The following is a 25,104-nucleotide window of genomic DNA, read 5'->3' on the forward strand; positions in this document are numbered from 1 at the left end:
TAACAAGAATATAATTCTGGCGGCGGCAAGTATTTCGCTGATGAGTTGTACACCAATTTATAAAAAAATGAACGTAGACAAAGAAACTTACGAAGGTCTTAAAGACGGACTTTATGCTAATCTTCAAACATCAAAAGGAAACCTGATTGTAAAATTTGAAGATAAAAAATCGCCTGTTACTGTAGCTAACTTTGTTGGTCTTGCAGAAGGGAAAATTGATAACAAATCTAAAGCTAAAGGGGTTCCTTTTTATGATGGGACTATTTTCCATAGAGTTATCAAAGATTTCATGATTCAGGGGGGGAGATCCTCAGGGAACAGGAATGGGAGATCCGGGATATAAGTTCGAAGACGAGAGAAACGACCTTCGCCATACAGGAAAAGGTATTTTATCTATGGCTAATTCAGGACCTAATTCAAATGGTTCTCAGTTTTTCATTACAGAAGTAGCTACTCCATGGTTAGATGGAAAGCATACAATCTTCGGAAAAGTAGTAAAAGGAGAGGAGGTAATTGATGCAATCGCTAATGTAGAAAAAGGACCTCAGGATAAACCTAAAACAGACGTTGTTTTAGAAAAGGTAAACGTTTTCAGCAAAGGAGATGAATACAAGAATTATGATCCGGCTAAAACTTTCAATGAAGGAAAAGCTAAGATTCAGGAAAACAACAAAGCTTATTTAGCAAAAGAGGAAGCTGAGAGAAAGAAGAAAGAAGAAGAATTTAAGGCTAATCAGGAGAAGATGATAGAAAACCTTAAGGCCGGGATGCAGAAAACTGAGTCCGGATTATACTATAAGATCACAAAGACTACGGATGGAAAAGCTCCGAAATCAGGAGATAATGTATCTGTACATTATGCAGGTAAACTGGTAGACGGTAGTGAATTCGATTCTTCTTTCAAAAGAAATGAGCCGATCGAAATTCCAATTGGAATGGGGAGAGTAATCAAAGGATGGGATGAAGGAATTCTTTTATTAAAAGAAGGAGAAACAGCTACTTTATTGATCCCGCCAGCAATGGGTTATGGAGAAAGAGGAGCTGGAGGAGTTATTCCACCAAATGCATGGTTAGTTTTCGATGTTGAGCTTGTAAAAGTGAAATAATTCAAATACCATTATATAAAAAAGCCGGCTTAAAAGCCGGCTTTTTTATTGAGATGAAAAGTATTACAATGAATATACAACCGGCAAGTAAGCTTTTTATTAATTTATATGCAGATAAAAACCATATCAGCAGGATGGTGCTTTTATTTCATGATCAATGGTAAAATCACTATTTTAGCTCAAAATAATGTAATGAAGCGAGTATTCTCCCTATTTTTCCTTTTTATTTTAATTATAATTTCAGCTCAAGGAAAGCGATTCTTTGAAAGTGGGGAGGTACAATTAACACAACCGGTTGAGAAAATCAATCTGAATTTCATTAATGATTTACCCCTTGTACAGGTGAATATCAATGGAAAATTATATAATTTTTTGTTTGACTCCGGAGCTCCTACCGTTATTTCGAATACCATTTACACTGAACTCAATCTGCAGAAAGAGCATACCAGTAAAGTAAAGGATTCTCAGAAAAACAAGCAGGAACAAATTTTCACAAAATTACCACAGATGACCATTGATAAGGTTGTTTTTAAAAATATAGGTGCTGTTGTAATGGACCTTAATGGTTCTGAGCTTGGCTGTTTTAAAATTGATGGTATTATAGGTGCTAATCAAATGGCAAAGCTATTCTGGAAAGTGAATTATTCTGAGAATTTGCTTGAAGCCACAAAAGATCTTTCGAACTTTAAATTCGATGATTATGAGACAGTAGTCCCTTTCGATTCACAAAATCAGAAAACACCGGTCGTGGAAACTAAAATCTTAGATAAAAATATCAGGCTTACTTTTGATACCGGATTTACGGGAAGGCTTAAGATTTTAGAAAGTGATTATGATCAAAAAAAGATAAAACAATATGTTGAAACTTTCGGAATTAGTTCTGTGGGGGCCTTTGGTGCTGGAAAGCCGGTTTCAGGTTTTATTTTTAGAGCTCCCGCATTGGAGTTAGGAAACAGAAGCTTTGATAATGAAATGATCATGACCGGAAATTCAAGATTGATAGGAAATGATTTTTTTAAAGACTTCGTATTTGTAATGGACTGGCAGAATAAAAAGATCTACATGAAAAAAAATTAAAAATGATCCTCCAACACTGGAATCTTTTGGTTTTGGATACCGTTTTATTGATGCCAAACCGGTCGTCGCGTTTATATTTAAAGGGGGAAATTCTTCTTTAGAAATTGGTGATTCAATCTTAAGCATAAATGATGTGGACCTGGATCATTTGAATAAAGAATCTGCTTGCCATTATATGATGAATCGGGTGGAGAGGGATTATAAAACTATTGGAATCAGAGTAAAAAGAGCGGGTAATATTATGGATCTGAGAGTTGATAAAAAAGAATTTCTAAAATAGGTTTAGGTTTTAATATACTATTTTCGAAATTGCTGCAAGCGATCGAAAACATTGATCTTCGTTATCTTAATAATGAGAATTTAAATTATTCAATAAAAAAAAAAACCGCCGTACGGCGGTTTTTTTTGATATATTACCAGTTCTTATCGATCATATAAATAAGTTGGGTCATTGCTACCGCTCCCAGCAGCAATTCCCTCCGGTTTACTTTCTCGAAGGTGTCCTCATGGGTATGATGAATATCAAAATATCGCTGAGAGTCCGGAACCAATTCTGCAGTAGGTACTCCCATAGCCTGAAGAGGAGAAATATCAGCTCCGGAATACTTTCCTTCAAAGTTATAGACACCGTAAGGAATGAATAGTGGAGCCCAGCCTTTGATCTGATTTCTCTTTGCGTCATCCATCTCCAGAGCAACTCCTCTTGGACTGAAACCTCCGGCGTCGGATTCTATAGCAAAAAGGTGCTTTTCATTGGTGTCTTTAACGGTTTTTCCATATTGTAAACCACCTTTTAATCCGTTTTCTTCATTGGCGAAACATACTACCCTGATCGTATGGTTGTTTTGAATACCTAATTTTTTAAATGTTCTCAAAACTTCGATACTCTGTACAATTCCGGCTCCGTCATCATGGGCACCTTCGCCCACATCCCAGGAATCCAGATGCCCACCGACAACGATTACGCTCTTATCTTTTTTACCGGTAATTTCCCCGATAACAGAGTGGGAGAGCTTTTCCCCCTTCATTCCACAGTTAGAATTAAGTGTGGCCAGTACCTTTTGGGTTTTTAAAAGCTGTTCCAGTTCATCCGCTGTAGTATTTCCGATTGCCACAGCCGGTACTTTATCAACATTGTCTTCGTATCGCATGGCTCCCGTGTGAGGAATATCGTCAAATGCTGATGAAAGGGAACGGATGATAGCAAATCTGCCACCTTTCTTCGCTGTTAAAGTTGCGGCAGTTACTCTGTACTTCGCGGCATCACCATAGCCTCTGAAGGTTTCTATAAACGATTGACTGAAAGGATAGTTAAAAAACACGATTTTGTCTTTTACTTTCTCAGCAGGAAGACGGTCATATTCTTCCATGGATTTTACCATAATGATTTCTCCGGAAACATCTTTTCCACCGGTACCCTCAGAATTACCCAGAGAAAGCATTTTAAGGGTTTTCCATCTTCCACTGTTTGCTGTGATCTTTAACGATTCCTTTCCCCTTTCCCATACAGGAATTGTGACCTCCTGAAGCCAAACTTTGTCAGCTCCGGCATCACGAAGCTTCTGAGCTGCCCATTGAACTGCTTTTTCATAAGCTGCAGAGCCACTTAAACGGTGACCAATGTTTTTGGTCAGATCTCTTAACTCCGTGTATCCTTTTCCATTATTAAGGATCTCCTTTGATATTGTACTGAACTGTATTGAATCTTCTTTTACCTGACCAAATAAGGTCATACTTAAAAGGAATAAAGAAGTGCTTACTATTTTTTTCATATTTACCAGTTTTTATCAATCATATAAATAAGTTGTGTCATTACTACAGATCCAAGAAGCAGCTCCCTTCTGTTTACTTTTTCAAAAGTATCTTCTTCCGTGTGGTGGATGTCGAAATATCTTTGAGGGTCAGGCACCAGTTCAGCAGCAGGTACTCCCATATCATGAAGAGGAGCGATATCTGATCCTGAATATTTTCCCTCAAAATTATAAACGCCATAAGGTAAAAACAAATTACCCCAGCCCTGGATCTGCTTTCTTTTAGTATCGTCCATTTCTAAGGATATTCCTCTGGGACTAAATCCTCCTGCATCGGATTCTATTGCAAAAAGGTGTTTTTCGTTGGTATCTTTTGCGGTTTTTCCATATTGCTTACCGCCTTTGGTTCCATTTTCTTCGTTTGCAAAGCAAACTGCCCTTATCGTGTGGTTGTTTTGAATTCCTAATTTTTTAAATGTCCTTAAAACTTCGATACTCTGTACAATTCCGGCCCCGTCATCATGAGCGCCTTCGCCCACATCCCAGGAATCCAGATGACCGCCTACAACAATTACACTTTGATCCTTTTTACCAGTAATTTCCCCGATAACGGAGTGGGAGAGCTTTTCTCCTTTCATCCCACAGTTAGAGTTGAGTGTTGCAATTACCTTTTGGTTTTTTAAAAGCTCTTCCAGTTGATCTGCAGTTGTATTTCCTATACACACTGCCGGAATCTTTTCCATATTATCTTCATACTTCATTCCTCCGGTATGCGGAACATCATCCAATGCAGAGGACAAAGAACGGACGATCGCGAATTTACCGCCTTTCTTTGCTGTAAGTGTTGCTGCAGAACGCCTGTAAGCGCCGGCTTCCCTGTAGGCTATAAAAGTCTGTACATAATTCTGGTCAAAAGGGTGGTTGAAGAAAACAATCTTGCCCTTTACTTTTTCAGCAGGAAGTCTGTCATATTCTTCCAATGACTTTACCATAATGATTTCTCCGGATACATCCTTTCCCCCTGTTCCCTCAGAATTTCCCAGAGAAAGCATTTTGAGACTTTGAGGCTTTCCTGAACCTGCCTTTATATATAAAGATTCTTTTCCCCTTTTCCAGACCGGAATCATGACTTCCTGTAGCCATACTTTATCCGCCCCGGCATTGCGAAGCTCTTTGGCAGCCCATTGTACCGCCTTTTCGTAGGCTTCCGAACCACTTAAACGTTTTCCTATATTTTGGGTTAAATCCCTGAGCTCTTCATATCCCTTTCCATTGTTTAAAATTTCTGTTGAAATTGTACGGAATTGTATCGAATCCTCCTTAGCCTGCCCATATGTTGCCATACTTAGAAGTGCTAATGTGGTTCCTATTAATTTTTTCATATTACCAATTTTTATCAATCATAAAAATCATTTGTGTCATAGCAACAGCTCCGAGAAGAAGCTCTCTTTTGTTCACTTTGTCAAAAGTGTCCTCGGAAGAATGGTGGTAGTCAAAATAGCGTTGGGTATCTACTACTAATTCTGCTAGGGGGATATCCAGTTTTTTTAGTGGTGAAATGTCCTGTATAGCGTAGGTTTGATCGAAATCATACACTCCATAAGGGAGAAAATAGTTTTTCCACTCAAATATAAGCCTTCTTCGCTGGGGAGCCATATCTAATGAAAATCCTCTCGGAGAGTAACCTCCGGAATCAGTCCCTAAAGCAAAAATGTGCTTTTCATCTTTCTTTTTAACATATGCAGCATAGCCTTCTCTTCCCTGGCCACCGTTTTCACTATTGGCGTACAGAACAACTCTTATGGTGTGGTTATTATCAATACCTAAAGCTTTAATTGTTCTTAATACTTCGAGACACTGCACGACTCCTGTGCCGTCATCGTGGGCTCCTTCTGCAAAATCCCAGGAATCCAGCTGTGCTCCTAGAAGTATTATTTTGGAGTCTTTCTTTCCTGGAATTTCTCCTATGATATTATGATTAATTGTTTCTCCTTTCGATTCTGCAGACATCGTAAGCTTTGCTTTTACGGCCTGTTTTTTTTAACAGCTTTTCCAGCTCATTAGCTGATTTAGCTCCTATGGTTACTGCTGGTATTTTTATCTTATCATCGGGTTCATAATAGATCATTTTGGCGTGGGGAACATCATCGGATGCCGTAGTAAGAGACCGGATGATCAGGCCTTTTGCTCCTTTTTTGCCAATTACAGAAGCGGAGAGCAATTTAGATTTTGCGGAAATAAGATAAGAATCTACAGTATTAATGATCTTCTGATCAATCGGGGAATTCACGAAAATGATTTTATCCTTCACCTGTGCAGAAGTAAGGGTGTTGAGTTCCGGAATATCGTTCACAAGCAAAATATCTGCTATGAGGTCTTTACCGCCAGTTCCCTCAGAGTTTCCAAATGAAAGCATTCTGATATTCTTCCATTCTCCATTGCTGGTTTTTATCTGTAAAGATTCCTTTCCCCTGATCCAGACAGGGACTTTAACCTCTTGTCTCCATATGTTCTCGGCACCTGCTTCTTTCAGTTTTTTTTTCTGCCCATTCCGTAGCTTTTGAATAACCCTGCGTAGCACTGAAACGAGGACCTATACCTTTAGTTAATTCTCCTAAATTCTCGTAGGCAGTACCATTGACTAATATTTCATCAGAGATTTGTTTGAATTCATCCGGGTAGTTGAATTTGGCTGTAGTTAATTTTTTCTGAGGCTTTTTTTGAGTTTTTTTTTTGAGAAAATAAAAATCCACTCAAAAAGAGTGGAAGTATAATAATGAATATTTTTTTCATTTTTCGATTTACCTTTTCTTTTCCGCGTATAAAAGTAGGAAAAAAATGGAAATAATTTAAGGTTTCATATCGTACATTAAGAGTGCTGTAACCAATTTGGGTTCAATAAATGTACATTTTGGAGGCATACTCAATTTAAGGTCTGAAATTTTAATCATATCATTAAAGCTTACCGGATAAATTCCAAAACCTACGCGTCCTTCACCATTGTCTATTTTCTCTTTTAAAATACTGATACCTTCAAGATTGGAAGTTCCCTTCACATAGGAAATTTTATCTGAACTATCCGGATCTTCTATTTTTAATATATTTTTAAAGATGTATTTATCCAACAAATGGTGGTCAAGGTTATCCAGCGACATTTCCTGTGAACGGAGATCATGCTTCACATGCAGTGAGTAAAATTTACCATCCAGATACATCGAAATATGGAATTTCTGAGAAGGGTAGTATGGCGTTTCTTCTTTTTCGTGAATCAGGAAATAGTGTTCAAGCTGTTGTAGGAAATCTTCAGCACTCAGGTCATTGATGTCACTTACAATTCTGTTGTAATCGTGAATTTTGATAGACTGATTAGAGACAATGAAGCTGAATACAAAATTATACGCTTCCGTACCGTTATGCCTTTTGTTTTTATCTTTCTGATGCTTTGCATTCAATGCTGTCGATCCGATCCTGTGGTGACCGTCGGCAATATAAAAAGAATCTATTTGCTCGATGACCTCTTTGAATTGCTGTAATTTAAGACGGTTGTCTATTCTCCAGATTTTGTGTCTGATCCCTTTAGAGTCAACGTGGTTGAAGATCGGCACGTTTTTCTCCTCATGGTTCATAAGAAGCTCCACTTTGGAATTGGCAGGGTAGGTAAGAAGTACCGGTTCTGCCTGTAAGTTTACTTTTTCAAGATAATGTGCCAGCTTTTCCTTCTTCTGAGGGATGGTACTTTCATGTCTTTTGATTTTTCCGTTCCAAAAATCTTCAAGACTTGTTAGACCAAGTAATCCTCTGAAAACCTGTTTGTTGGGGTAGATCTGTTCATAAAGATAGTATGCAGAACTGTCCTGAACGAGTTTTTTCTCTTCCAGAAGTTCTTCAAACGTAGAACGGATCTTCCTTAGGTTCCGGTCAATATCTTTTGATTTACTTACAACATAGGGCTTTATCATATTGATGTAAGTATTTTCAACCTGAGCTTTTTCTGCAATTTCCTCTTGGGTGAAATTGTCTAATGGATGGGTAGGAAAAGTTTGCTCAAGATCTTTATGAGGTCTAATTCCGCGAAATGGTTTAAAAACAGGCATATTTATTTTATAGTTTCTTTTTGTAGCTTAATAATTTGTTCTGCAAGTTCTACCCCGATCTTTTCCTGGGCATCCACTGTATTGCCTCCTACATGAGGAGAAAGGGACAAAGATGGATTCATCAGTAAGATCAGTTCAGGAGTAGGTTCATTTTCAAAAACATCCAGTGCAGCTCCCGCCACTTTTCCGGATTCAATGAAATCAAGAAGGGAAACTTCATTGATTACCCCACCTCTTGCAGTATTTACGATATAAACACCATCTTTCATTTTCTTGAACTGATCGGTGTCTATAATATATTCATTGGTTTTAGGAGTATTGATACTTATAAAATCAGTGTCCTTATAGAAAGAATCAGAATCGTTGGTAGATGTAATTTCAAAATCCAGGGTTTGTCCGTCAAAAAAAGATAACGAAAGGGTCTTTGTTTTAGGTTTTCTCGTCAATACCTTAACCTTCATTCCTAATGCAATTCCCATTTTCACTACTTCCTGACCAATACTTCCAAAACCAATCACGCCTAATGTCTTTCCCGAAAGCTCATAGGCATTGCTGAATGACTTTTTCATTGCATCAAAATGAGTTTCTCCTTCCAAAGGCATTAATCTGTTGGATTCGTGAAGAAATCTTGCTAAGGAAAAGAAATGGGCAAATACCAGCTCGGCTACAGACTTAGAAGAAGCCGTAGGGGTATTGATGACTTGTATTCCTTTGCTTTTGGCATATTCTACGTCAATATTATCCATTCCGATCCCGCCTCTTCCAATGATCTTCAAACCCGGGCAGGCATCAATAAGATCCTGTTTCACTTTGGTGGCACTTCTTACCAGCAGAACATCAACATTATTTTCGTTAATAAAATTGATGACATGATCCTGCGCAACACGGTTGTTCAGAATTTCAATTCCAGCTTCTTTTAAAGCGAGTTCTCCTGCTTTGGAAATTCCATCGTTAGCTAAAACTTTCATACTTTCTTTTATTTAAAAATCTAAAGATTTGAAAAATTTAAATATTTAGAATTGGTTCGCAAATTAATAAAATTATAATTAGCATTATAATCTTTCAATTCTTCAATTTTTTAATGCCTTAATTACTTAATGGATTTCATGACATCAACAAGAACCTGAACACTTTCAATAGGCAATGCATTGTATAGACTTGCTCTGTAACCTCCAAGGCTTCGGTGTCCGTTTAACCCATTGATTCCTGCTGCTTTCCATGCATTATCAAAAGCTTCTTTTTTAGACTCATCGACTAATCTAAAAGAAACATTCATTAGTGAACGATCCTCTTTTACACAGAACGTTTCAAACAAAGGATTGTTATCTATTTCGTCGTAAAGAAGTTTAGCTTTAGCCTCATTTCTTTTTTCTGCTGCTGCAATTCCTCCGTTTCTTTCAAGATACTGAAGTGTTAATAAAGACGCATATACCGGGAAAACCGGTGGTGTATTATACATTGATTCCTTACTGATATGTTGTTCATAATCAAAATAAGAAGGCATGTTTTCTCTTCCTGTTTTTCCCAGGATTTCTTTTTTTTATAACAACCAGTGTTACACCTGCAGGTCCCATATTTTTCTGAGCTCCGGCATAGATTAAATCGAATTTAGTAAAATCCAGTTGTCTTGAAAAAATATCTGAGCTCATATCGCAAACCATCAATGTATCCACTTCGGGAAACGATTTCATCTGAGTTCCATAAATAGTATTGTTGGATGTGCAATGGAAGTAATCATAATCTGAAGAAACAGTATAGTCTTTTGGAATGAAAGAGTAATTTTCCTCTTTTGAAGAACCTACAACATCTACAGTTCCTACTTTTTTAGCTTCCTTTATAGCTCCGGCAGCCCAAGTTCCTGTATCCAGGTAAGCAGCTTTACCACCTACTTTCATAAGGTTGTATGGAACCATTGCAAACTGTAAGCTAGCACCACCACCTAAATATAATACTTCATAATCATCACCCAGGTTCATCAGTCTTTTTACAATGGCACGTGCTTCGTCCATCACCGCAACAAAATCCTTACTTCTGTGAGAAATTTCAAGGATAGATAACCCGATACCGTTGAAATCAAGAATAGCTTCTGCTGATTTTTGAAATACCTCTTCTGGTAAGATACATGGTCCTGCGCTGAAATTGTGCTTTTTGCTCATATTTTTATTTTTTTGGTTGTACAGGTGTTTTTAGAACCTGTGGTTTCACTTTATATTCTTAAATAGATTTATAGAAATTATAATTAAAAAGCCGTCTCATAATTGATGAGACGGCATTTTTTATTCACCGTGTAAGAACGCTTTTTTATTTAGTAGTGCTTCTTCGGATTCTACATGATCTTCATCCGGAACACAGCAATCTACAGGACAAACTGCAGCACATTGTGGTTCTTCGTGGAATCCTTTACACTCTGTACATTTATCAGTAACAATAAAATAAACATCATCACTTACAGGTTCCTGAGGTGCATCCGCATCTACCGTTAATCCTGATGGCAATGTTACAGTACCACTTAACTCAGTACCTTCGGAAGCTTTCCAGTCTACGGCTCCTTCATATATTGCATTATTCGGGCATTCCGGTTCACAGGCTCCGCAATTAATGCATTCATCAGTTATTTTAATAGCCATCGCTAATTTTTTTTTAAATTTGCACAAAATTACAAAATATTCCCCAATTTTGCAGTAATTATGAATATCGAAAATCAAGTTTTAGGACTTATTAAACTAAGTGATTATATAAGAGCGTATTTAGCAAAAAGTACGGAGGAGTTCAACGAAAGTGATTCTGAATTTGAATTATTGTTGAGAAAGTCGGAAATAGAGAACCCGTGGTTTACTATTGATAATCAGAAATTTGCTTTCCGGCAATGGGCTGAATTGCTTACCGAAACGAATATAAAAGATTGGCTTAAAGACTATTCTGCATCTGAAACTTCAAAGCGGGTAGGGCTTATCCTGGCAGGAAATATTCCTCTTGTAGGTTGGCACGATGTGATCTCTGTTGTATTAAGTAATCATATTCCGGTGATCAAATTATCGTCAAAAGATCAATATATAATTCCTTTTTTATTAAAAAAATGGAGGGAATTTTCTGATAATAACGTGGAGTACGAATTTGTTGAAAGATTAGACAATTTTGATGCTGTAATTGCTACAGGAAGCAATAATACCGCGAGGTACCTGGAATACTACTTTAAAAATCATCTGAATATCATTCGTAAAAACAGGACATCGGTTGCTGTTCTGAAAGGAGATGAAACAGAAGAAGAGCTTAAGCTTCTCGCTAATGATATTTTCCAATATTTCGGATTAGGTTGCAGAAATGTCACGAGGATTTTAATTCCTGAAGATTTCCTGATCGACAGGCTTTTTGAAAGTTTTATCGATCATAAAGATATCATCAATCATCATAAGTATGCTAATAATTATGATTATAACCGCGCAATTTATCTATTGAACCAGGATAAGTTCTGGGATAATAATTTTGTGATGTTAAAAGAAGACGATAAATTGTTTAGTCCTCTTTCTGTTATCAATTTCAGCAGGTATTCTTCAATGGATGAAGTGAGAAATTTTATTGCGGAAAATGAAGAAAATATCCAATGTATTGTGGCTAAAGATGAATTAGGATTAGACTCTATTCGTTTTGGAGAAGCCCAGAATCCGGGATTGAATACATATGCAGATAATGTGGATACCATGAAGTTCCTGGAAATAGTCTAACTTTAAGCCACCAAATCTCATAGTATGAAAAAATTGCTTTTTACCATAAGCCTCCTTACCGCGTCATTTTTATTTTCACAAAAAGTGGTAGGCTTAAAAATTCAAAATGACAACAGAAAGGAATCAACAGTAGAGCTTGATAAGGATAAAATTGCATTATATAATGAAAAGTATTTTGCATTTATACAGGCTCTGAAAACTTCTGCTGATCGCGCAATAATCGATGGTTTACTTTCTGAAAAGGTAAAGACCCTCGTGACTGATAAGGTATTGCAGAAGCTTAAAGACGGGATTCAGCTGGAGAAAAAAGCTGAAGTCTTTAAATCAGGTCATCAGACGTTGATGGATGGAGTAAGCTATCCTTTTATTCAGTATAAATATTCTGATGATAAATCCCCTTTGCCAAAAGATCTCATTACTGTTTTATTTGAGGAAGATGGCAGGATTATTGGAGTAAAACCTGTCGAGAAAAATAAATAAATTCAGTATATTTAAAGAAAATATAAATTATGATTAAAGACGTTTTAGTAGCACAGTCTACCGATGTAGAGAAGGCTGCTTTTTACAAAAAAACCTATTTGCATGTTGCGCTTTCGATCCTTGCTTTTATTGGGGTTGAAACGATCTTATTGAAAACAGTTCCACAGGAGCTGATTTTTATGATGTTTGCTCAGAAGTATGCATGGTTATTGATTATCGGTGTTTTCTGGCTTGCTTCCGTTTTGGCAGCCAAATGGTCGTTGTCGCAAAGCAAATCAACACAATATTTAGGGCTTGGATTTTATGTTTTATTGGAAGCTGTTATTTTCCTGCCTTTGATTTATATTGCAATGATATACTCTGGGCCTAATGTTATTTTTCAGGCGGCTATGTTAACCATCGCTATGTTTGCTGGTATATCGGCCGTAGCATTTACCTCCAAAAGGGACTTTTCATTCCTGAGAAACATCATTGTGATCGGTGGATTTATAGCAATTGGCCTTATTGTAGCCGGAATGATTTTCGGGTTCAATCTTGGACTTTGGTTTTCTGTAGGTATGGTGATTCTTGCTTCTGCAACCATTCTATACCAGACAAGTAAACTTAAAGATTCTTATGCTACAGATCAATATGTAGGTGCGGCTCTTCAACTTTTCGCTTCAATCATGCTTTTATTCTGGTATGTTTTAAGCATCCTGATGAGCAGAAGAAGCTAAATAATCAACACAATATATTTGAAAGATCCCGATGTTATGCATCGGGATCTTTTAGTATATCAAAGTCTTAAAAAATATAGGATGTCAATTTTTTTGTATTTTGGGTGCAACAACTTAATACCAAAACTTAATTATGGAAACAAAATTTGAAGGAGGAGTTAATATTGCCATAAAAATTCCTAAAAACAAATACGAACAAACGATCTCTTTTTATAAAGATATTCTCAAAATGGAGATTGAAGAGAAGCCTATCGACAACCCTACAGTATCAAGAACTCACGAAGTGAAGTTTGGCGGGAATACAGTGTGGCTTGATTGTGTGGATAATTATACCCATTCCGAAACATGGCTTGAGCTTAATGTGCCTGATGTACCGGCAGCGATATCTCATCTCAAGGATCATCATGTAGAAACATGTGATGAATTTGAAAAAATCCCTGATAATATGCATTGGATCACAGATCCGGCAGGGACGGTTTTTATCATTAAACAGCGTGATTGATATTGTCAAAGGCTGTAAACTAAAAAAAAATCCTGATGTATTATCATCGGGATTTTTAGTATTTAGACATCAGGTGATCTAATCTTTAAATACTTTAATCTTTTAATTTTAAAATAAATTAAAACTATTTATCTATAGATCCTAATACCTTTTGTGCAAAAGAGTTTAAAGCATCTTTTTCGCTCATTCCGTTCTGAACATTAGCATGAACTTCTAACGCTCCACAGATATTGGTAATAAGCTCTCCTGCTACATTTAAATTTTCTTCACTTGTTCCTCTGAATTCACTGAAGCTTTCCAATACTTCAAGGGTCTTTTCCAGGTTTTCAGGGGTCTGATTCTGATAAAATTGTCTGATTACGGGTAACTTCATAATTATAATTCGTTGAAAAGGTTAATTAAACTTTCTGCCTGATTGGATTGAACCTGGTTAACAAGCGCTCCGTTTTTAAAGATTGCAAACGTAGGAAGATTATCTACTTTAGCCAATTTTCTGCTTTCAGGTAATTTCTCAGCGTCTACATAAAGAAATGGAATTGCTTCATTTTCAGAAGCCAGTTTTTTGAACTTTGGTTTCATAATTCTGCAGTTTCCGCACCATGTAGCACCGTATTGAACGACTACTTTTTCATTATCGTTTACTATATTCTGTAATGTATCTTCTGTTAACTCTGTGTACATAATTGTTGTGATTTTAATTTAAAAAAAATGGGGTCTGAAAATTCAAACCCCATTATTATTTTTAGTTTTTAGCTAAATATTCAGCGGTTGAATTTCTGTCAGCTTTCATAGCCTCTTTACCTTCTTCCCAGTTTGCAGGACAAACTTCTCCATGCTTTTGAACGTGAGTATAAGCATCTATTAGTCTTAAATATTCTTTCACGTTTCTTCCAAGTGGCATATCGTTTACAGACTCATGGAAGATTTTTCCTGTTTCGTCGATAAGATATGTTGCTCTGTAAGTTACATTAGAACCTGTAAAGCTTTCATTTCCTTCTTCATCGTATTCGAAATCCTGATCTACAATTCCTAAGATGTTTGCTAATTGTCTGTGAGTATCAGCTAAAAGAGGATAAGTTACACCTTCGATACCTCCATTGTCTTTTGCAGTGTTCAACCATGCAAAGTGTACTTCGTTAGTATCACATGAAGCTCCGATTACTTTAGTGTTTCTTTTTTCGAATTCACCTAAAGCATCCTGAAAAGCATGGAGCTCTGTAGGGCAAACAAAAGTGAAATCTTTTGGATACCAGAATAAGATAACTTTCTCCTGATTTTTAGTCGTTTGTTCAAAAATGTTGATTCTTAAATCATCACCCATTTCAGACATCGCATCGATTGTTAGATTCGGGAATTTTTTTTCCTACTAAAGACATAATTTTTCTGTTTTTATATTTAAATTTTCTGTTGCAAATATAGGAATGATTTGTCTATCGAACAAATGTAAATCGATTAATAAAATCTATAATTGTTTTCAAACCGATAGAAAGAAAAAAGCTCTGAATTCAGAGCTTTTTCATTATATTTAGTAACCGAAAATTTCGTTTAAGTTGAGTTTTTTTACCTCTCCTAATTTTTTCATGTCGGCTTCATTTACTTTGTCCTGAGATGCTACAATACAGTAGGTGAAATTTTTACCTTTCATTTCCTTATCGTGGAAACTGTTAATGTCTGCAAATGACAGTTTAGGAGCCTGATCATAAACATTCTTTCTGATATCAGTAGAATTGCCCAGCTTTTGAGCTCTTAAATAAGTAAAGATGATTCCGTCCTGGGTGATTCTTTCCGAAGCGATAGATTTCTTTAAACCACTTTTAGCTGTTTCAAATAGTTGTTGAGATTGTGGTAAAGTAGTGAGAAGCTCATTCATCGCTGTAGTGGACTCATTGAATTTATCTGCCTGAGTTCCTACATAAGCAGTAATCATATCTTTATCTTCTTTTTTGCTTGGAAGAGAGAAGTAAGAATAAGTAGAATAAGCCAGGGCTTTGGATTCTCTTATGGTCTGGAATACAATTGATCCCATTCCACCTCCGAAATAATTATTGAATAAGCTTACCGTAGGAGTAATCGTTGCATTGTATTGCTCTCCGTTTCTTACCCAGAAAACTTCAGCCTGAACCATATCATAATGAGCAAATAATACTTTGGTCTTATCTGTTGGTACCTGGGTGAAAGTTTTAGACTTCGGCATATCTTTTAAGGTAGCCGGAAGCTTGTGGATGGGAGTGAGGGATGCAACGGCTTCACTTCCGGATTTCGGACCGTAATACAATACTTTGTGTTTGTAGTTGAACAAATCGTGAAGTATTTTGATCAGGTCTTCTGCTTTTAAGGCATCAAGTTCTGCATCTGTCAATACATTATTAAATGGATTTTGAGGGCCATATTGTGCATAGCTTCTCAATCCAGCCATGATGCTGCCTTTATTCTGTTTTGCATTGGCTCTCGCTTTTTTCAATCTTGCTTTATAAGAATCTAAAGCAGCCTGGTCAGCTTCACAGTTTTTGATCAGGTCTTCGAATAAAGCTAATGTTTTATCAAAATTTTCGTTGAGACCTTCTATGGTTACATAGGTTTCCTCATTTCCGGCACCTACGCTGAAACTTGATGCAAGTTTATAGAATTCCTTGCTGATGGTTTCGGACGATTTATTTTTGGTTCCGAGGTATTGAAGGTATTCTGCTGCCAAAGGAAGCATTTTGTTGTTCCATTTTCCTGAATCGAAGTGATAATACAGCCTGAATAATTCATTATCTGTATTTTTTACAGAAAGAACATCAATACCGCCTAATTTATTTTTTGCGATGTCTTTATCGAAATTCAGCCAAACCGGTGCGATGGCCGACTCAGGCATTTCGTTGATCTTTTTCAGGAAAGGAGACTGGTCGTCTCTGTTTACAGAAACAGGAGTAATTGTAGGCTTATCTACTTTTACAATGTTTTTATCTTCTCCTTTTCTCTTATAGATGGCAACGTAATTGTTGTCCTGAAGATATTTGGAAGCAAAGTCCATGATATCTTTTTTAGTAAGTTTCGATATCTCTTCTACATATTCCAAAGCTGCTTTGTGGTCAATATCAGAAGTGAACTCATCCATTAAAGTACTTGCTCTTGAAGAGTATTTTTCATTATTCTGAATGATATTCTTCCTTTCGTTATTTACGATAGATTGTATAAGATCATCAGAGAATTCTCCCTTTCTTAATTTATCAATCTCCTGCAGTAACAATGTTTTAACCTGATCTAAAGATTGACCTTCTGTAGGGTTTCCTTGCAGGAAGAGAACAGAGTAGTCTTTTAAAACATAAGGGAAAGCATAGGCGGCTAATAATTTTTGTTTTTTCACAAGATCAAGGTCAATAAGTCCCGCTTGCCCGTTAGTTAGCATGCTTCCTATCAGATTCAGAAGTCTGGCATCTCTTGTTGTCGCTCCCGGAAATCTGAAGCCTATCGTAATGTTTTCTGGGTTAGGGCCAAATACTTCTTTAGTGATCGGTGCAGTAATAGGCTGCTCCTGCCCAACAGTGTAAGCAGGAATCTCCTTAGGTTTCATATAGGAGAATTCTTTATCGATTTTAACGATCATTTCATCAGGATTGAAATCTCCAGACATGATGATTCCCATGTTGTTAGGAACATAATAATTGTTAAAATATTCTCTGATTGCTTTTAGAGAAGGGTTCTTTAAGTGTTCAACGGTTCCGATCGTAGTTTGTTTCCCGTAATTGTTATTTGGAAATATGGCCGCGAACATCGCTTCATAAACTTTTCTTGAATCATTATCCAGGCCGCGGTTCTTTTCTTCATAAACTGCTTCCAGCTCCGTATGGAAAAGCCTTAAAATGGGTTGTCTGAATCTTTCTGCCTGAACAGCTAAGAATTTATCGGTAACATTTGAAGGGATGTCTTCCGTATACACCGTTTGTTCAAATGATGTAAAAGCATTGGTGCCATCTGCTCCCATTCCTGACATCATTTTATCATATTCATTGGCAATGGCATATTTCGCTGCCTCTCCGGATACTTTGTCTATTTCTTTGTAGATCTCTTTTCTCTTGGCTTCATCTTTTGTCTGATTGTATTTTTCATACAATGCATCGATCTGATTCAGCAGAGGTTTTTCTTTTGCCCAGTCTTTGGATCCGAACTTGTCGGTACCTTTAAAAAGCATGTGTTCAAGGTAATGGGCTAAACCTGTATGATCAGCAGGGTCGGTTTTGCTTCCTGCTTTGGTAGCAATATACGTCTGGATTCTTGGGTCCTTTTTGGTTGGACTTAAAATAACAGTTAAGCCGTTTTTCAGTTTATAATATCTTGCGGCGGTTGGGTCATTGGTTACATATCGGTAAGTATAACCGTTGGCCGTAGCTTCTTTCCACTGGAAATCCTGTGCATAAACATAGCCCGTAAAACTAGCTGCTGCAATGCTTGTTGCAATAGTGATTCTCTTTAATAAATTCATCGGTTGGTATTGTTAGTTAAATTTTTCTAATAATTCCTTGATTCTCCTCATGGCCTCTCTTAGATCATCTTCTGATGCAGCATAAGAGAATCTGATGCATTCAGGGCTTCCAAAGGAAACTCCGCCAACGCATCCTACATGAGCATTTTCTAAAATAAACATAGCAAAATTATCAGCATCTTTAATTTCGGTTCCGTTCAAAGTTTTGCCTATATAGTAAGAAATATCCGGAAAGAAATAGAAGGCTGCTTTAGGCAAAAGAACCTTGAATCCCGGGATCTCAGTGATCAGATCATAGACAAGATCTCTTCTTTTTTTAAAGGCATCGATCATGTATCTGTATTCTGAAGGATCTGTTTTCAGAGCAGTAATAGAAGCTCTCTGGGCCATTGTATTGGCTCCGCTGGTCATTTGCCCCTGAACTTTTTCACAAGCTTTCGCCAACCATTCAGGACATGCGGAATATCCTATTCTCCAGCCTGTCATCGCAAAAGCTTTGGACATTCCGTTGATTACGGCTGTTTGCTCATATACTTCAGGAAATTGGGCTATAGATGCTGTTTTAGTTTCATAGTTGATAAACTCGTAGATTTCATCAGAAATCACAGTAACATGAGGGTATTTAGCAATGACTTTAGCCAGGGATTTTAATTCGTCGTAAGTGTAATATCCACCGGAAGGATTACAAGGTGAACTGAATAAAACAGCTTTGGTTTTATCTGTAATTGCTTCTTCAAGCTGTTCGGCAGTGATTTTGAAATCAGTTACATAAGAGGTTGGAACCATAACGGAATTTCCGCCCATCATTTTTACCATTTCGTCATAACTTACCCAATACGGTGTTGGAAGGATCACTTCATCTCCGTCATTGATGATGGCAGCCAGAACATTTAAAATAGCTTGTTTGGCACCATTGGAAACACATATTTGTGTAGGTTTATATTCTAAATGATTATCTCTTTTTAATTTGTATGCAATAGCTTCACGAAGCTCCAGAAAGCCCGGAACAGGAGAGTAATGACTGTAATTTTGATTAATGGCATCAAAAGCCGCTTGTTTTATATTGTCGGGAACATCAAAATCCGGTTCGCCAAGTGTTAAGCTGATAACGTCTATTCCGTTGGCTTTCATTTCTCTAGCCTTATTAGACATTACAAAAGTCTGCGAGTATCCAAGTCTTTTTACTCTATCTGAAAGTTTGTCCATGTAATATTTTTGTATTGTAACAAAAATATATAATAAAACTTAATTTAAATATAATATTAAAATAAAAAAAGCTTCTCAAGCTGTACGTTTTGTATATTTAAATCATCTTACATTTAATCTTATGAAATATTCTGTTCTTCTGCTGTTGATTCCGTTTATAGGTTTTTCACAAATACCTGAAAAAGACGGTGAAATAAAAAAAATATGTTTCCGAGGTAAACTCGGATTCCCTGAAAAGTTATATCAACAGTCTTGTAAGTTTTAATACAAGACATACGTTAAGCAAGATAAATGATCCGGAAAATGGGATAGGAGCGGCAAGGACCTGGGTTTTAAGTAAGTTTAAAGAATTTGCAAAAAATTCAGGGGGAAGAATGGAAGTTTATTTGCAGCAGCAAGATATTCAGCCGGATGGAAAAAGGGTAGATCAGGTTACTAACCTTGGGAATGCGTGTGCTTTTTTAAGGGGGACAGACCCTGATGACAAAAGGGTTTTCCTGATTTCAGGACATCTAGATTCTCGTGTTACGGATGTGATGAACAGGACATCGTTTGCTCCAGGGGCAAATGACGATGGAAGTGGAGTAAGTGCTGTGATAGAAGCGGCAAGGGTTCTCAGCAGATCCCAGTTTCCGGCATCTGTTATTTTCGTTGCTTTTTCCGGAGAAGAACAGTCGCTGCTTGGTTCTAAATTACTGGCAGAGAAAATGAAAAAGGAGAATGTGCAATTAGAAGCTGTTTTGAATAATGATATGATAGGAAATGCCAAAGCGGGAGAGACTGGTGAAATCAATGATCACACACTGCGGGTGTTCAGTGAAGGATTGCCTTATGCTGACCTGGATAAAAAAGCTTTGGGATTAAGAAATCTGGGCTTGGAAAATGATGGCGAATCCCGTCAGTTAGCGAGATACATTAAGGAGGTTGCTGAAAAATATGTGAAAAAACTTGAAGTAAAGCTGATCTACAGAAATGACAGGTTTTTACGTGGAGGAGATCATTCGAGCTTTGTGAACTATGGATTTCCTTCTGTAAGATTGACGGAATATTATGAAAATTATGATCATCAGCATCAGGATATAAGAAAAGAAAATAATAAGCAATATGGTGATCTTCCTGAGTTTATTGACTTTAATTATTTGCGAAAGAATGTAGCTGCCAATGTTGCTGTATTAGCCAGTCTTGCTAAATCTGCATCAAAGCCCGAGCAGGTTGAAATAGAAGTTAAAGAACTTACCAACTCTACTGTTCTGCATTGGAAAAAACCAAAATCAGGACTGGCTGCAGGCTACTATGTGTTAGTGAGAGAAACAGATAATCCCTTGTGGCAGAAGAAAATATTTACCAAGGAGCTTTCACTGAAAATCCCGCTCTCAAAAGACAACTATATTTTTGCAGTACAAACCGTGAATACAAGCGGAAACGTAAGTGTACCGGTGATACCCGCTATTGCAAAATAATCTTATTGGCTTAAAAACCCTGATTTAGGCGACTTAATTTGAATACAACGTGAAATAAACTTATTTTTGCAAATTATAATAATTCTTATGTCTATATCGTTACTATTAAAATATTTTCCGGATCTCACAGAAAATCAGATACAACAATTTACTCAATTGGAAAGTCTCTATAATGAGTGGAATGAAAAGATCAATGTGATTTCCAGAAAAGATATGGAATCTTTATATGAAAAGCATATCCTGCATTCATTAGGGATTGCTAAAGTAATGGAGTTTTCTCCCGGAACCCGGGTTCTTGATATTGGAACGGGAGGTGGTTTTCCCGGAATTCCTTTAGCTATTTTATTTCCGGATTCTCAATTTACACTCATAGATTCCATCGGTAAGAAGATCAGTGTTGTAAATGCTGTTGCAGAAGGAGTAGGACTTACTAATGTTACTGCAATCCATGGTAGAGCTGAGAAATTAAAAGAAAAATTTCACTTTGTAGTAAGCCGGGCGGTTACTCAAATGCCTGAATTCCTAAGATGGTTGAAAGGTAAATTTGAAAAAGAACAATTTAATGCAAAGCATAATGGGGTGCTATATCTGAAAGGAGGAGATCTCGCTGAAGAACTTGCCGGTTTGAAGTGTGAAATTTATAATCTTAATACTTATTTTAAAGAAGAGTTTTTTGATACCAAAAAAGTAGTTTACTTATCGAAAGGGAATTTTAATTCTTAATTTTCGTTAACAAAGGAATAATTTTTGCTAAATATTTATTAATAATCGAAAAATATTGTGTTATGAAAAGACTTTTAAATATTGGGTTTTCTGCAATAATTTTAGGGATAGTTGTTGCTTCCTGTCATGATGATGATTATGAATCCATACAATCTATTGATAAGGTAAAAATTGATAGTGTAAAAATTTCTAAAGACACGATGAACGTTTTTGATATTCAGCATATAAAAACTTATTCTTCTTATGTGTCACAATGTGAAGGCTTCTATGGCTATGATTACATTCACAGTGATAATTTAACCAGAACGGTTACTGCTTATAAATTCCGAACTGATGCTCAATGTTCACAATCTACCCACCAGGGTATGAATCAGATCAATTTCAATCCTCAGCAGACCGGAACTTATACCTTTAAATTCTGGCAGGGAACGAACAGCTGGATCACCAAAACAATCGTAGTGAAATAATGAAGTGGACCATCTTTATTTGTCTTTTGGTATCCGTTCAGATATTCGGTCAGAAAATTATCTGGAAAGAAGATCAGAAGCTTACCTGGGATGATTTTAAAAGTCAGGTGAGCAGAAAAAGCAATAAAGATGTAGTTGCCTATACCCATTGTGGTTGGGAATATTCCGTTGTCACTTCCTCCAACCCTGCATCTCCTGTGAAAATTGAAGTTCTAACTATTTTCAATAAAGATAAGTCGTGGAAAGATGTAAAAAGGATCAATGATTATGTGTTACTCCACGAGCAAAAGCATTTTGATATTGCTGAACTATATGCCAGAAAGCTTCGGAAAGAAGTAATGGAAAACATTAAAACCGCAGGTGATTACCAGAAAAAATTCAAAGCTATTTATGACAGGGTGTTGCATGAATACAGAGATTTCCAGATTGCCTATGACAAAGAAACACAAAATGGAATGAATAAGGAAAAGCAAGCTGAATATAATACCAGTATAACGGAACAGTTAGACCAATTAAATAGCTATAAAAAGTCTTGAAATTTCTCAATAAAATCATTCACGAACTCTTAGCCCAAAATACAGATTTATCCGTATTTAATATTGTTATTCCCGGAAAAAGACCCATTGTTTTTATCCGTCAGATCCTTGAGGAAAATAATTATTCAGGATTTCTGCCCAACTTTTATACGATAGAGGAACTTATTGACCGTATTGCGGATAAGCAACCCATTCAGGGGATTGCCCTGTGGCTTTTTGCGTTTGATGTCTATAAAAGTCTTAACCTGATTCCCAACGATAATTTCTCTGACTTTCTGAAGTGGTTTCCTACTTTACAAAAAGACTGGGATGATATTTTGAAATTTTCAGATAGTGATGAAGTAGTACTCCAGTATATGTTTGATGAAGAGAGGATCAAGGAATGGGCTCAGAATTTAGGAGAAGATGATGATGTTCCAAGGAAAAAGTTCCTTAATTTCTGGAGGAATATGAATATTTTTCTTCCTGTTTTAAAAAAGAAATTACAGGAAAGGAATTGGGCAACTTCAGGAATGATCCATGAAACAGCTAAAGCTAAAATAAACGATTTCGCCAAGGCCACCGACCAGCAGTTTGTATTCTGTGGGTTTAATGCTTTCACTCCGGTGGAAGAAAAGCTGGTGAGAAGTTTGCTCCAATGGGATAAAGGACAGTGCTTTTTCCAGGCGGATCATTACTATTTCGATGATGAAAGGCAAGAAGCCGGAAAGTTTCTGAGAAATCATAAGTTGTGGAAGGAGTTTAATGACAGCAGGGCTTTTCAGTGGATCGAAGATGATTTTAACCAACCTAAAAACATCAAAGTTTATGAAGTATCCGGTAATGTAACTCAAACAAAAATACTGCCTGAGATATTCAGTGAAATTGAGAACAAAACCTATTCGAATACTGCATTGGTGCTGCTGGATGAAAATCTGCTTCCGGCAAGTCTGGATGTTATGCATGGTATTGACCATCTGAATATTACCATGGGGTTTCCTCTGAAGAATCTCTCTTTTTCCAATGCTGTCAAACAGCTTTTCTATCTCCAGAAACAATTGGAAAAAAATAAATACTCATATTATTACAGGGATTTGTTTCCTATCCTCGAAGAGCTCCCGAAATCACCTGAAGATGAACAGATTATCAATCAGTTTAAAACAAGGATAGAAGAGAGAAATATCGTTTATATATCCCAGAAACTATTACGGGAACTCTTAAGCGGACTCTCTTATTTTCATTTACTTCAAAAAGCAGATTCAACAGGATGCTACCTTGACATGCTTATAGATTTTTGTAAGAAGATTAAATGGTTGGAAATAGATGATATCCAATATGAAAATGTTTCCCATTTTGAAAATGCATTCAGGATCATTAAAAATCAGGTGACCCCTTATGATTTTGAGATTAAGATGGAAACGCTTGAAATACTTATTAATCAGCATATTAATTCCGAGAGTATCGACTTTCAGGGAGAGCCTTTAAGAGGATTACAGATCATGGGATTGCTGGAAACCAGGCTTTTAAATTTTGAGAACGTGATTCTGCTATCTGTAAATGAAGGAAAGCTGCCCTTAGGAAATTCGCAGAATACTTATATTCCTTTTGATATAAGGAAGTTCTTTGATCTTCACACCTTTTTGGAAAACGATAGTATTTATGCCTACCATTTTTACAGGCTGATTCAGGATGCTCAGAATGTACATCTTTTATTCAATGCTTTAAGTTCAGGCGTTAACAGTGGTGAAAAAAGCCGATTTATTACCCAGATTGAAATGGAAAGCTCTCACAATATCGAGCACCTGATTATAGAAAATTCCTCTGAACCCATTTCCTCTCAGCCTATTGAAATTAATAAAACGGATATTGTTCTGGAAAGACTTGAAAAATGGAAAGAAAAAGTATCTGCTTCCCATTTGACGAGTTACCTTTATAATCCTATCGATTTTTATTTATCAAAGATTTTAAATACATCGGAAACTGATGAAATCGAAGAAGAATTGTCTGTTAAAAATTACGGAAATCTGGTTCATTATTCACTTCAAGAAGTATATGAAGTACTTAAAGGTAAGATATTAAAAGAAAATGATTTAATAGAATCAATTAAAGCAATAGATCAATATATCGATATAGCAATTGAAAAGCTTAAACACCAGCCGGAATTCTATGAAAAGGGAATGAATTTTATCCATAAAGCAATTGCAAAAAAAGTAATTGAAAGCATTCTTACTTACGATCTGGATCTTGTAAAGTCAGGAAACAAACTGGAAATTATTGCCATCGAAAGAAGGTTTGAGAATGTGGATTTTTATCTGGACGACATCACAAAAGATAAAGTTTCTTTCTTTGGATTTATAGACCGCATAGACCGCCTTAACGGAACTGTAAGGATTATCGATTACAAGACCGCAAAAATTAAAAATCTGATCGTAAAAATTGATGCTGATAATGTAGATGCCTATTTTCATAACAGCGACAGAAAACAGGCTCTTCAGTTGTGTATTTATCAGTATGTAATTCAAAGTCTTTCTGAATTCTGGGGTTTTCCTGTTGAAACCGGGATCTGGAGTTTCGCAGAGGCAAAAAAAGGGGTTGTTTCCCTGCAATTTGAAAAAGGTGGTATTGATGAAGCTATGAAATCGGTACGTAGTCTTATTCTTGAAATTCTTAACCCTGAGGTTAGCTTTAAAGAAAACATCAAATCATTTACTAATTAAGCTGAATGAATGCTGATGTTTACGGAGTTCTTCCTATAAAAAAAGCTGCCTTATATATGTAATATAAGGCAGCTTTGGAATCAATATAATTTGAAATGAAGAA

The 25,104-nt window shown here is 36.5% G+C and carries 20 protein-coding genes and 4 pseudogenes; 11 read left to right on the forward strand and 13 right to left on the reverse strand.

Annotated features, from left to right (window positions below):
* Positions 1-67 precede the first annotated feature (67 nt).
* Positions 68-1,106 (forward strand): annotated as a pseudogene (locus ACJ5H0_RS01080) (peptidylprolyl isomerase).
* 192 nt (positions 1,107-1,298) lie between these two features.
* Complete coding sequence (locus tag ACJ5H0_RS01085; RefSeq protein WP_411246795.1) at positions 1,299-2,183, forward strand: retropepsin-like aspartic protease; 885 nt, start codon at positions 1,299-1,301, stop codon at positions 2,181-2,183.
* A 413-nt stretch (positions 2,184-2,596) separates the two neighbouring features.
* Here ACJ5H0_RS01085 and ACJ5H0_RS01090 read toward each other — a convergent pair whose 3' ends face one another.
* From ACJ5H0_RS01090 to ACJ5H0_RS01125, 8 genes and pseudogenes are all read right to left on the reverse strand, one after another.
* Positions 2,597-3,955 (reverse strand): M28 family peptidase, encoded by a 1,359-nt coding sequence (locus tag ACJ5H0_RS01090; RefSeq protein ID WP_411246796.1) that lies wholly within the window; start codon positions 3,953-3,955, stop codon positions 2,597-2,599.
* Between the two features lie 2 nt (positions 3,956-3,957).
* Positions 3,958-5,316 (reverse strand): M20/M25/M40 family metallo-hydrolase, encoded by a 1,359-nt coding sequence (locus ACJ5H0_RS01095; RefSeq protein WP_411246797.1) that lies wholly within the window; start codon positions 5,314-5,316, stop codon positions 3,958-3,960.
* Between the two features lies 1 nt (position 5,317).
* Positions 5,318-5,944, reverse strand: a complete 627-nt coding sequence (locus tag ACJ5H0_RS01100) for a M28 family peptidase (protein ID WP_411246798.1) — start codon at positions 5,942-5,944, stop codon at positions 5,318-5,320.
* Positions 5,913-6,515 (reverse strand): zinc-binding metallopeptidase family protein, encoded by a 603-nt coding sequence (locus tag ACJ5H0_RS01105; protein WP_411246799.1) that lies wholly within the window; start codon positions 6,513-6,515, stop codon positions 5,913-5,915. Before ACJ5H0_RS01105 ends, ACJ5H0_RS01100 begins: the two co-directional genes overlap by 32 nt.
* Before the next feature lie 268 nt (positions 6,516-6,783).
* Positions 6,784-8,028 carry a DUF1015 domain-containing protein gene (locus tag ACJ5H0_RS01110; protein ID WP_411246800.1) on the reverse strand — a complete coding sequence of 415 codons (1,245 nt, stop codon included), beginning with the start codon at positions 8,026-8,028 and terminating at the stop codon, positions 6,784-6,786.
* A gap of 2 nt (positions 8,029-8,030) precedes the next feature.
* Positions 8,031-8,996 (reverse strand): D-2-hydroxyacid dehydrogenase, encoded by a 966-nt coding sequence (locus tag ACJ5H0_RS01115; protein ID WP_411246801.1) that lies wholly within the window; start codon positions 8,994-8,996, stop codon positions 8,031-8,033.
* A gap of 122 nt (positions 8,997-9,118) precedes the next feature.
* Positions 9,119-10,184: pseudogene (gene serC, locus ACJ5H0_RS01120) on the reverse strand (3-phosphoserine/phosphohydroxythreonine transaminase).
* A gap of 120 nt (positions 10,185-10,304) precedes the next feature.
* Positions 10,305-10,655, reverse strand: coding sequence for a 4Fe-4S binding protein (locus ACJ5H0_RS01125; RefSeq protein WP_048510542.1), 351 nt, complete (start codon positions 10,653-10,655; stop codon positions 10,305-10,307).
* A gap of 60 nt (positions 10,656-10,715) precedes the next feature.
* Here ACJ5H0_RS01125 and ACJ5H0_RS01130 point away from each other — a divergent pair, with 60 nt between their 5' ends.
* From ACJ5H0_RS01130 to ACJ5H0_RS01145, 4 genes are all read left to right on the forward strand, one after another.
* The gene (locus ACJ5H0_RS01130) at positions 10,716-11,750 is read left to right on the forward strand and encodes an acyl-CoA reductase (protein WP_172283333.1); all 1,035 of its coding nucleotides are present in this window, start codon (positions 10,716-10,718) and stop codon (positions 11,748-11,750) included.
* Positions 11,751-11,774: 24 nt separating this feature from the next.
* A complete protein-coding gene (locus ACJ5H0_RS01135) occupies positions 11,775-12,230 on the forward strand; it encodes a peptidylprolyl isomerase (protein ID WP_411246802.1) in 456 nt (151 codons plus the stop codon).
* Between the two features lie 29 nt (positions 12,231-12,259).
* Positions 12,260-12,946, forward strand: coding sequence for a Bax inhibitor-1/YccA family protein (locus tag ACJ5H0_RS01140; RefSeq protein WP_273647802.1), 687 nt, complete (start codon positions 12,260-12,262; stop codon positions 12,944-12,946).
* A gap of 133 nt (positions 12,947-13,079) precedes the next feature.
* Complete coding sequence (locus ACJ5H0_RS01145; protein WP_411246803.1) at positions 13,080-13,448, forward strand: VOC family protein; 369 nt, start codon at positions 13,080-13,082, stop codon at positions 13,446-13,448.
* 124 nt (positions 13,449-13,572) lie between these two features.
* On the opposite strand, the gene ACJ5H0_RS01150 is transcribed toward ACJ5H0_RS01145, so the two are convergent.
* From ACJ5H0_RS01150 to ACJ5H0_RS01170, 5 genes and pseudogenes are all read right to left on the reverse strand, one after another.
* Entirely contained in the window at positions 13,573-13,821 is a 249-nt protein-coding gene (locus ACJ5H0_RS01150; protein ID WP_411246804.1) for a DUF6952 family protein, read from the reverse strand.
* 2 nt (positions 13,822-13,823) lie between these two features.
* Positions 13,824-14,129, reverse strand: coding sequence for a thioredoxin family protein (locus tag ACJ5H0_RS01155; RefSeq protein ID WP_172283318.1), 306 nt, complete (start codon positions 14,127-14,129; stop codon positions 13,824-13,826).
* Between the two features lie 61 nt (positions 14,130-14,190).
* Positions 14,191-14,824 (reverse strand): annotated as a pseudogene (locus ACJ5H0_RS01160) (redoxin domain-containing protein).
* A 149-nt stretch (positions 14,825-14,973) separates the two neighbouring features.
* Positions 14,974-17,913: a M16 family metallopeptidase gene (locus tag ACJ5H0_RS01165; protein ID WP_411246805.1), complete on the reverse strand. Its 2,940-nt coding sequence runs from the start codon at positions 17,911-17,913 to the stop codon at positions 14,974-14,976.
* A 12-nt stretch (positions 17,914-17,925) separates the two neighbouring features.
* Positions 17,926-19,119 carry a pyridoxal phosphate-dependent aminotransferase gene (locus ACJ5H0_RS01170; protein WP_411246806.1) on the reverse strand — a complete coding sequence of 398 codons (1,194 nt, stop codon included), beginning with the start codon at positions 19,117-19,119 and terminating at the stop codon, positions 17,926-17,928.
* Positions 19,120-19,240: 121 nt separating this feature from the next.
* Here ACJ5H0_RS01170 and ACJ5H0_RS01175 point away from each other — a divergent pair.
* The 5 genes and pseudogenes from ACJ5H0_RS01175 to ACJ5H0_RS01195 all read left to right on the forward strand — a co-directional run bounded on the left by ACJ5H0_RS01175 (position 19,241) and on the right by ACJ5H0_RS01195 (position 25,001).
* Positions 19,241-20,579 (forward strand): annotated as a pseudogene (locus tag ACJ5H0_RS01175) (M20/M25/M40 family metallo-hydrolase).
* Between the two features lie 87 nt (positions 20,580-20,666).
* The gene (rsmG, locus tag ACJ5H0_RS01180) at positions 20,667-21,302 is read left to right on the forward strand and encodes a 16S rRNA (guanine(527)-N(7))-methyltransferase RsmG (RefSeq protein WP_273647805.1); all 636 of its coding nucleotides are present in this window, start codon (positions 20,667-20,669) and stop codon (positions 21,300-21,302) included.
* Between the two features lie 62 nt (positions 21,303-21,364).
* Complete coding sequence (locus ACJ5H0_RS01185; RefSeq protein WP_273647806.1) at positions 21,365-21,769, forward strand: hypothetical protein; 405 nt, start codon at positions 21,365-21,367, stop codon at positions 21,767-21,769.
* Positions 21,769-22,305, forward strand: a complete 537-nt coding sequence (locus tag ACJ5H0_RS01190) for a DUF922 domain-containing protein (protein ID WP_411246807.1) — start codon at positions 21,769-21,771, stop codon at positions 22,303-22,305. Before ACJ5H0_RS01185 ends, ACJ5H0_RS01190 begins: the two co-directional genes overlap by 1 nt.
* Complete coding sequence (locus tag ACJ5H0_RS01195) at positions 22,302-25,001, forward strand: PD-(D/E)XK nuclease family protein (protein ID WP_411246808.1); 2,700 nt, start codon at positions 22,302-22,304, stop codon at positions 24,999-25,001. Before ACJ5H0_RS01190 ends, ACJ5H0_RS01195 begins: the two co-directional genes overlap by 4 nt.
* Positions 25,002-25,104: the final 103 nt, after the last annotated feature.

It is taken from the genome of Chryseobacterium proteolyticum, from assembly GCF_046591535.1.
GTDB classification, from domain to species: Bacteria; Bacteroidota; Bacteroidia; order Flavobacteriales; family Weeksellaceae; genus Chryseobacterium; species Chryseobacterium proteolyticum.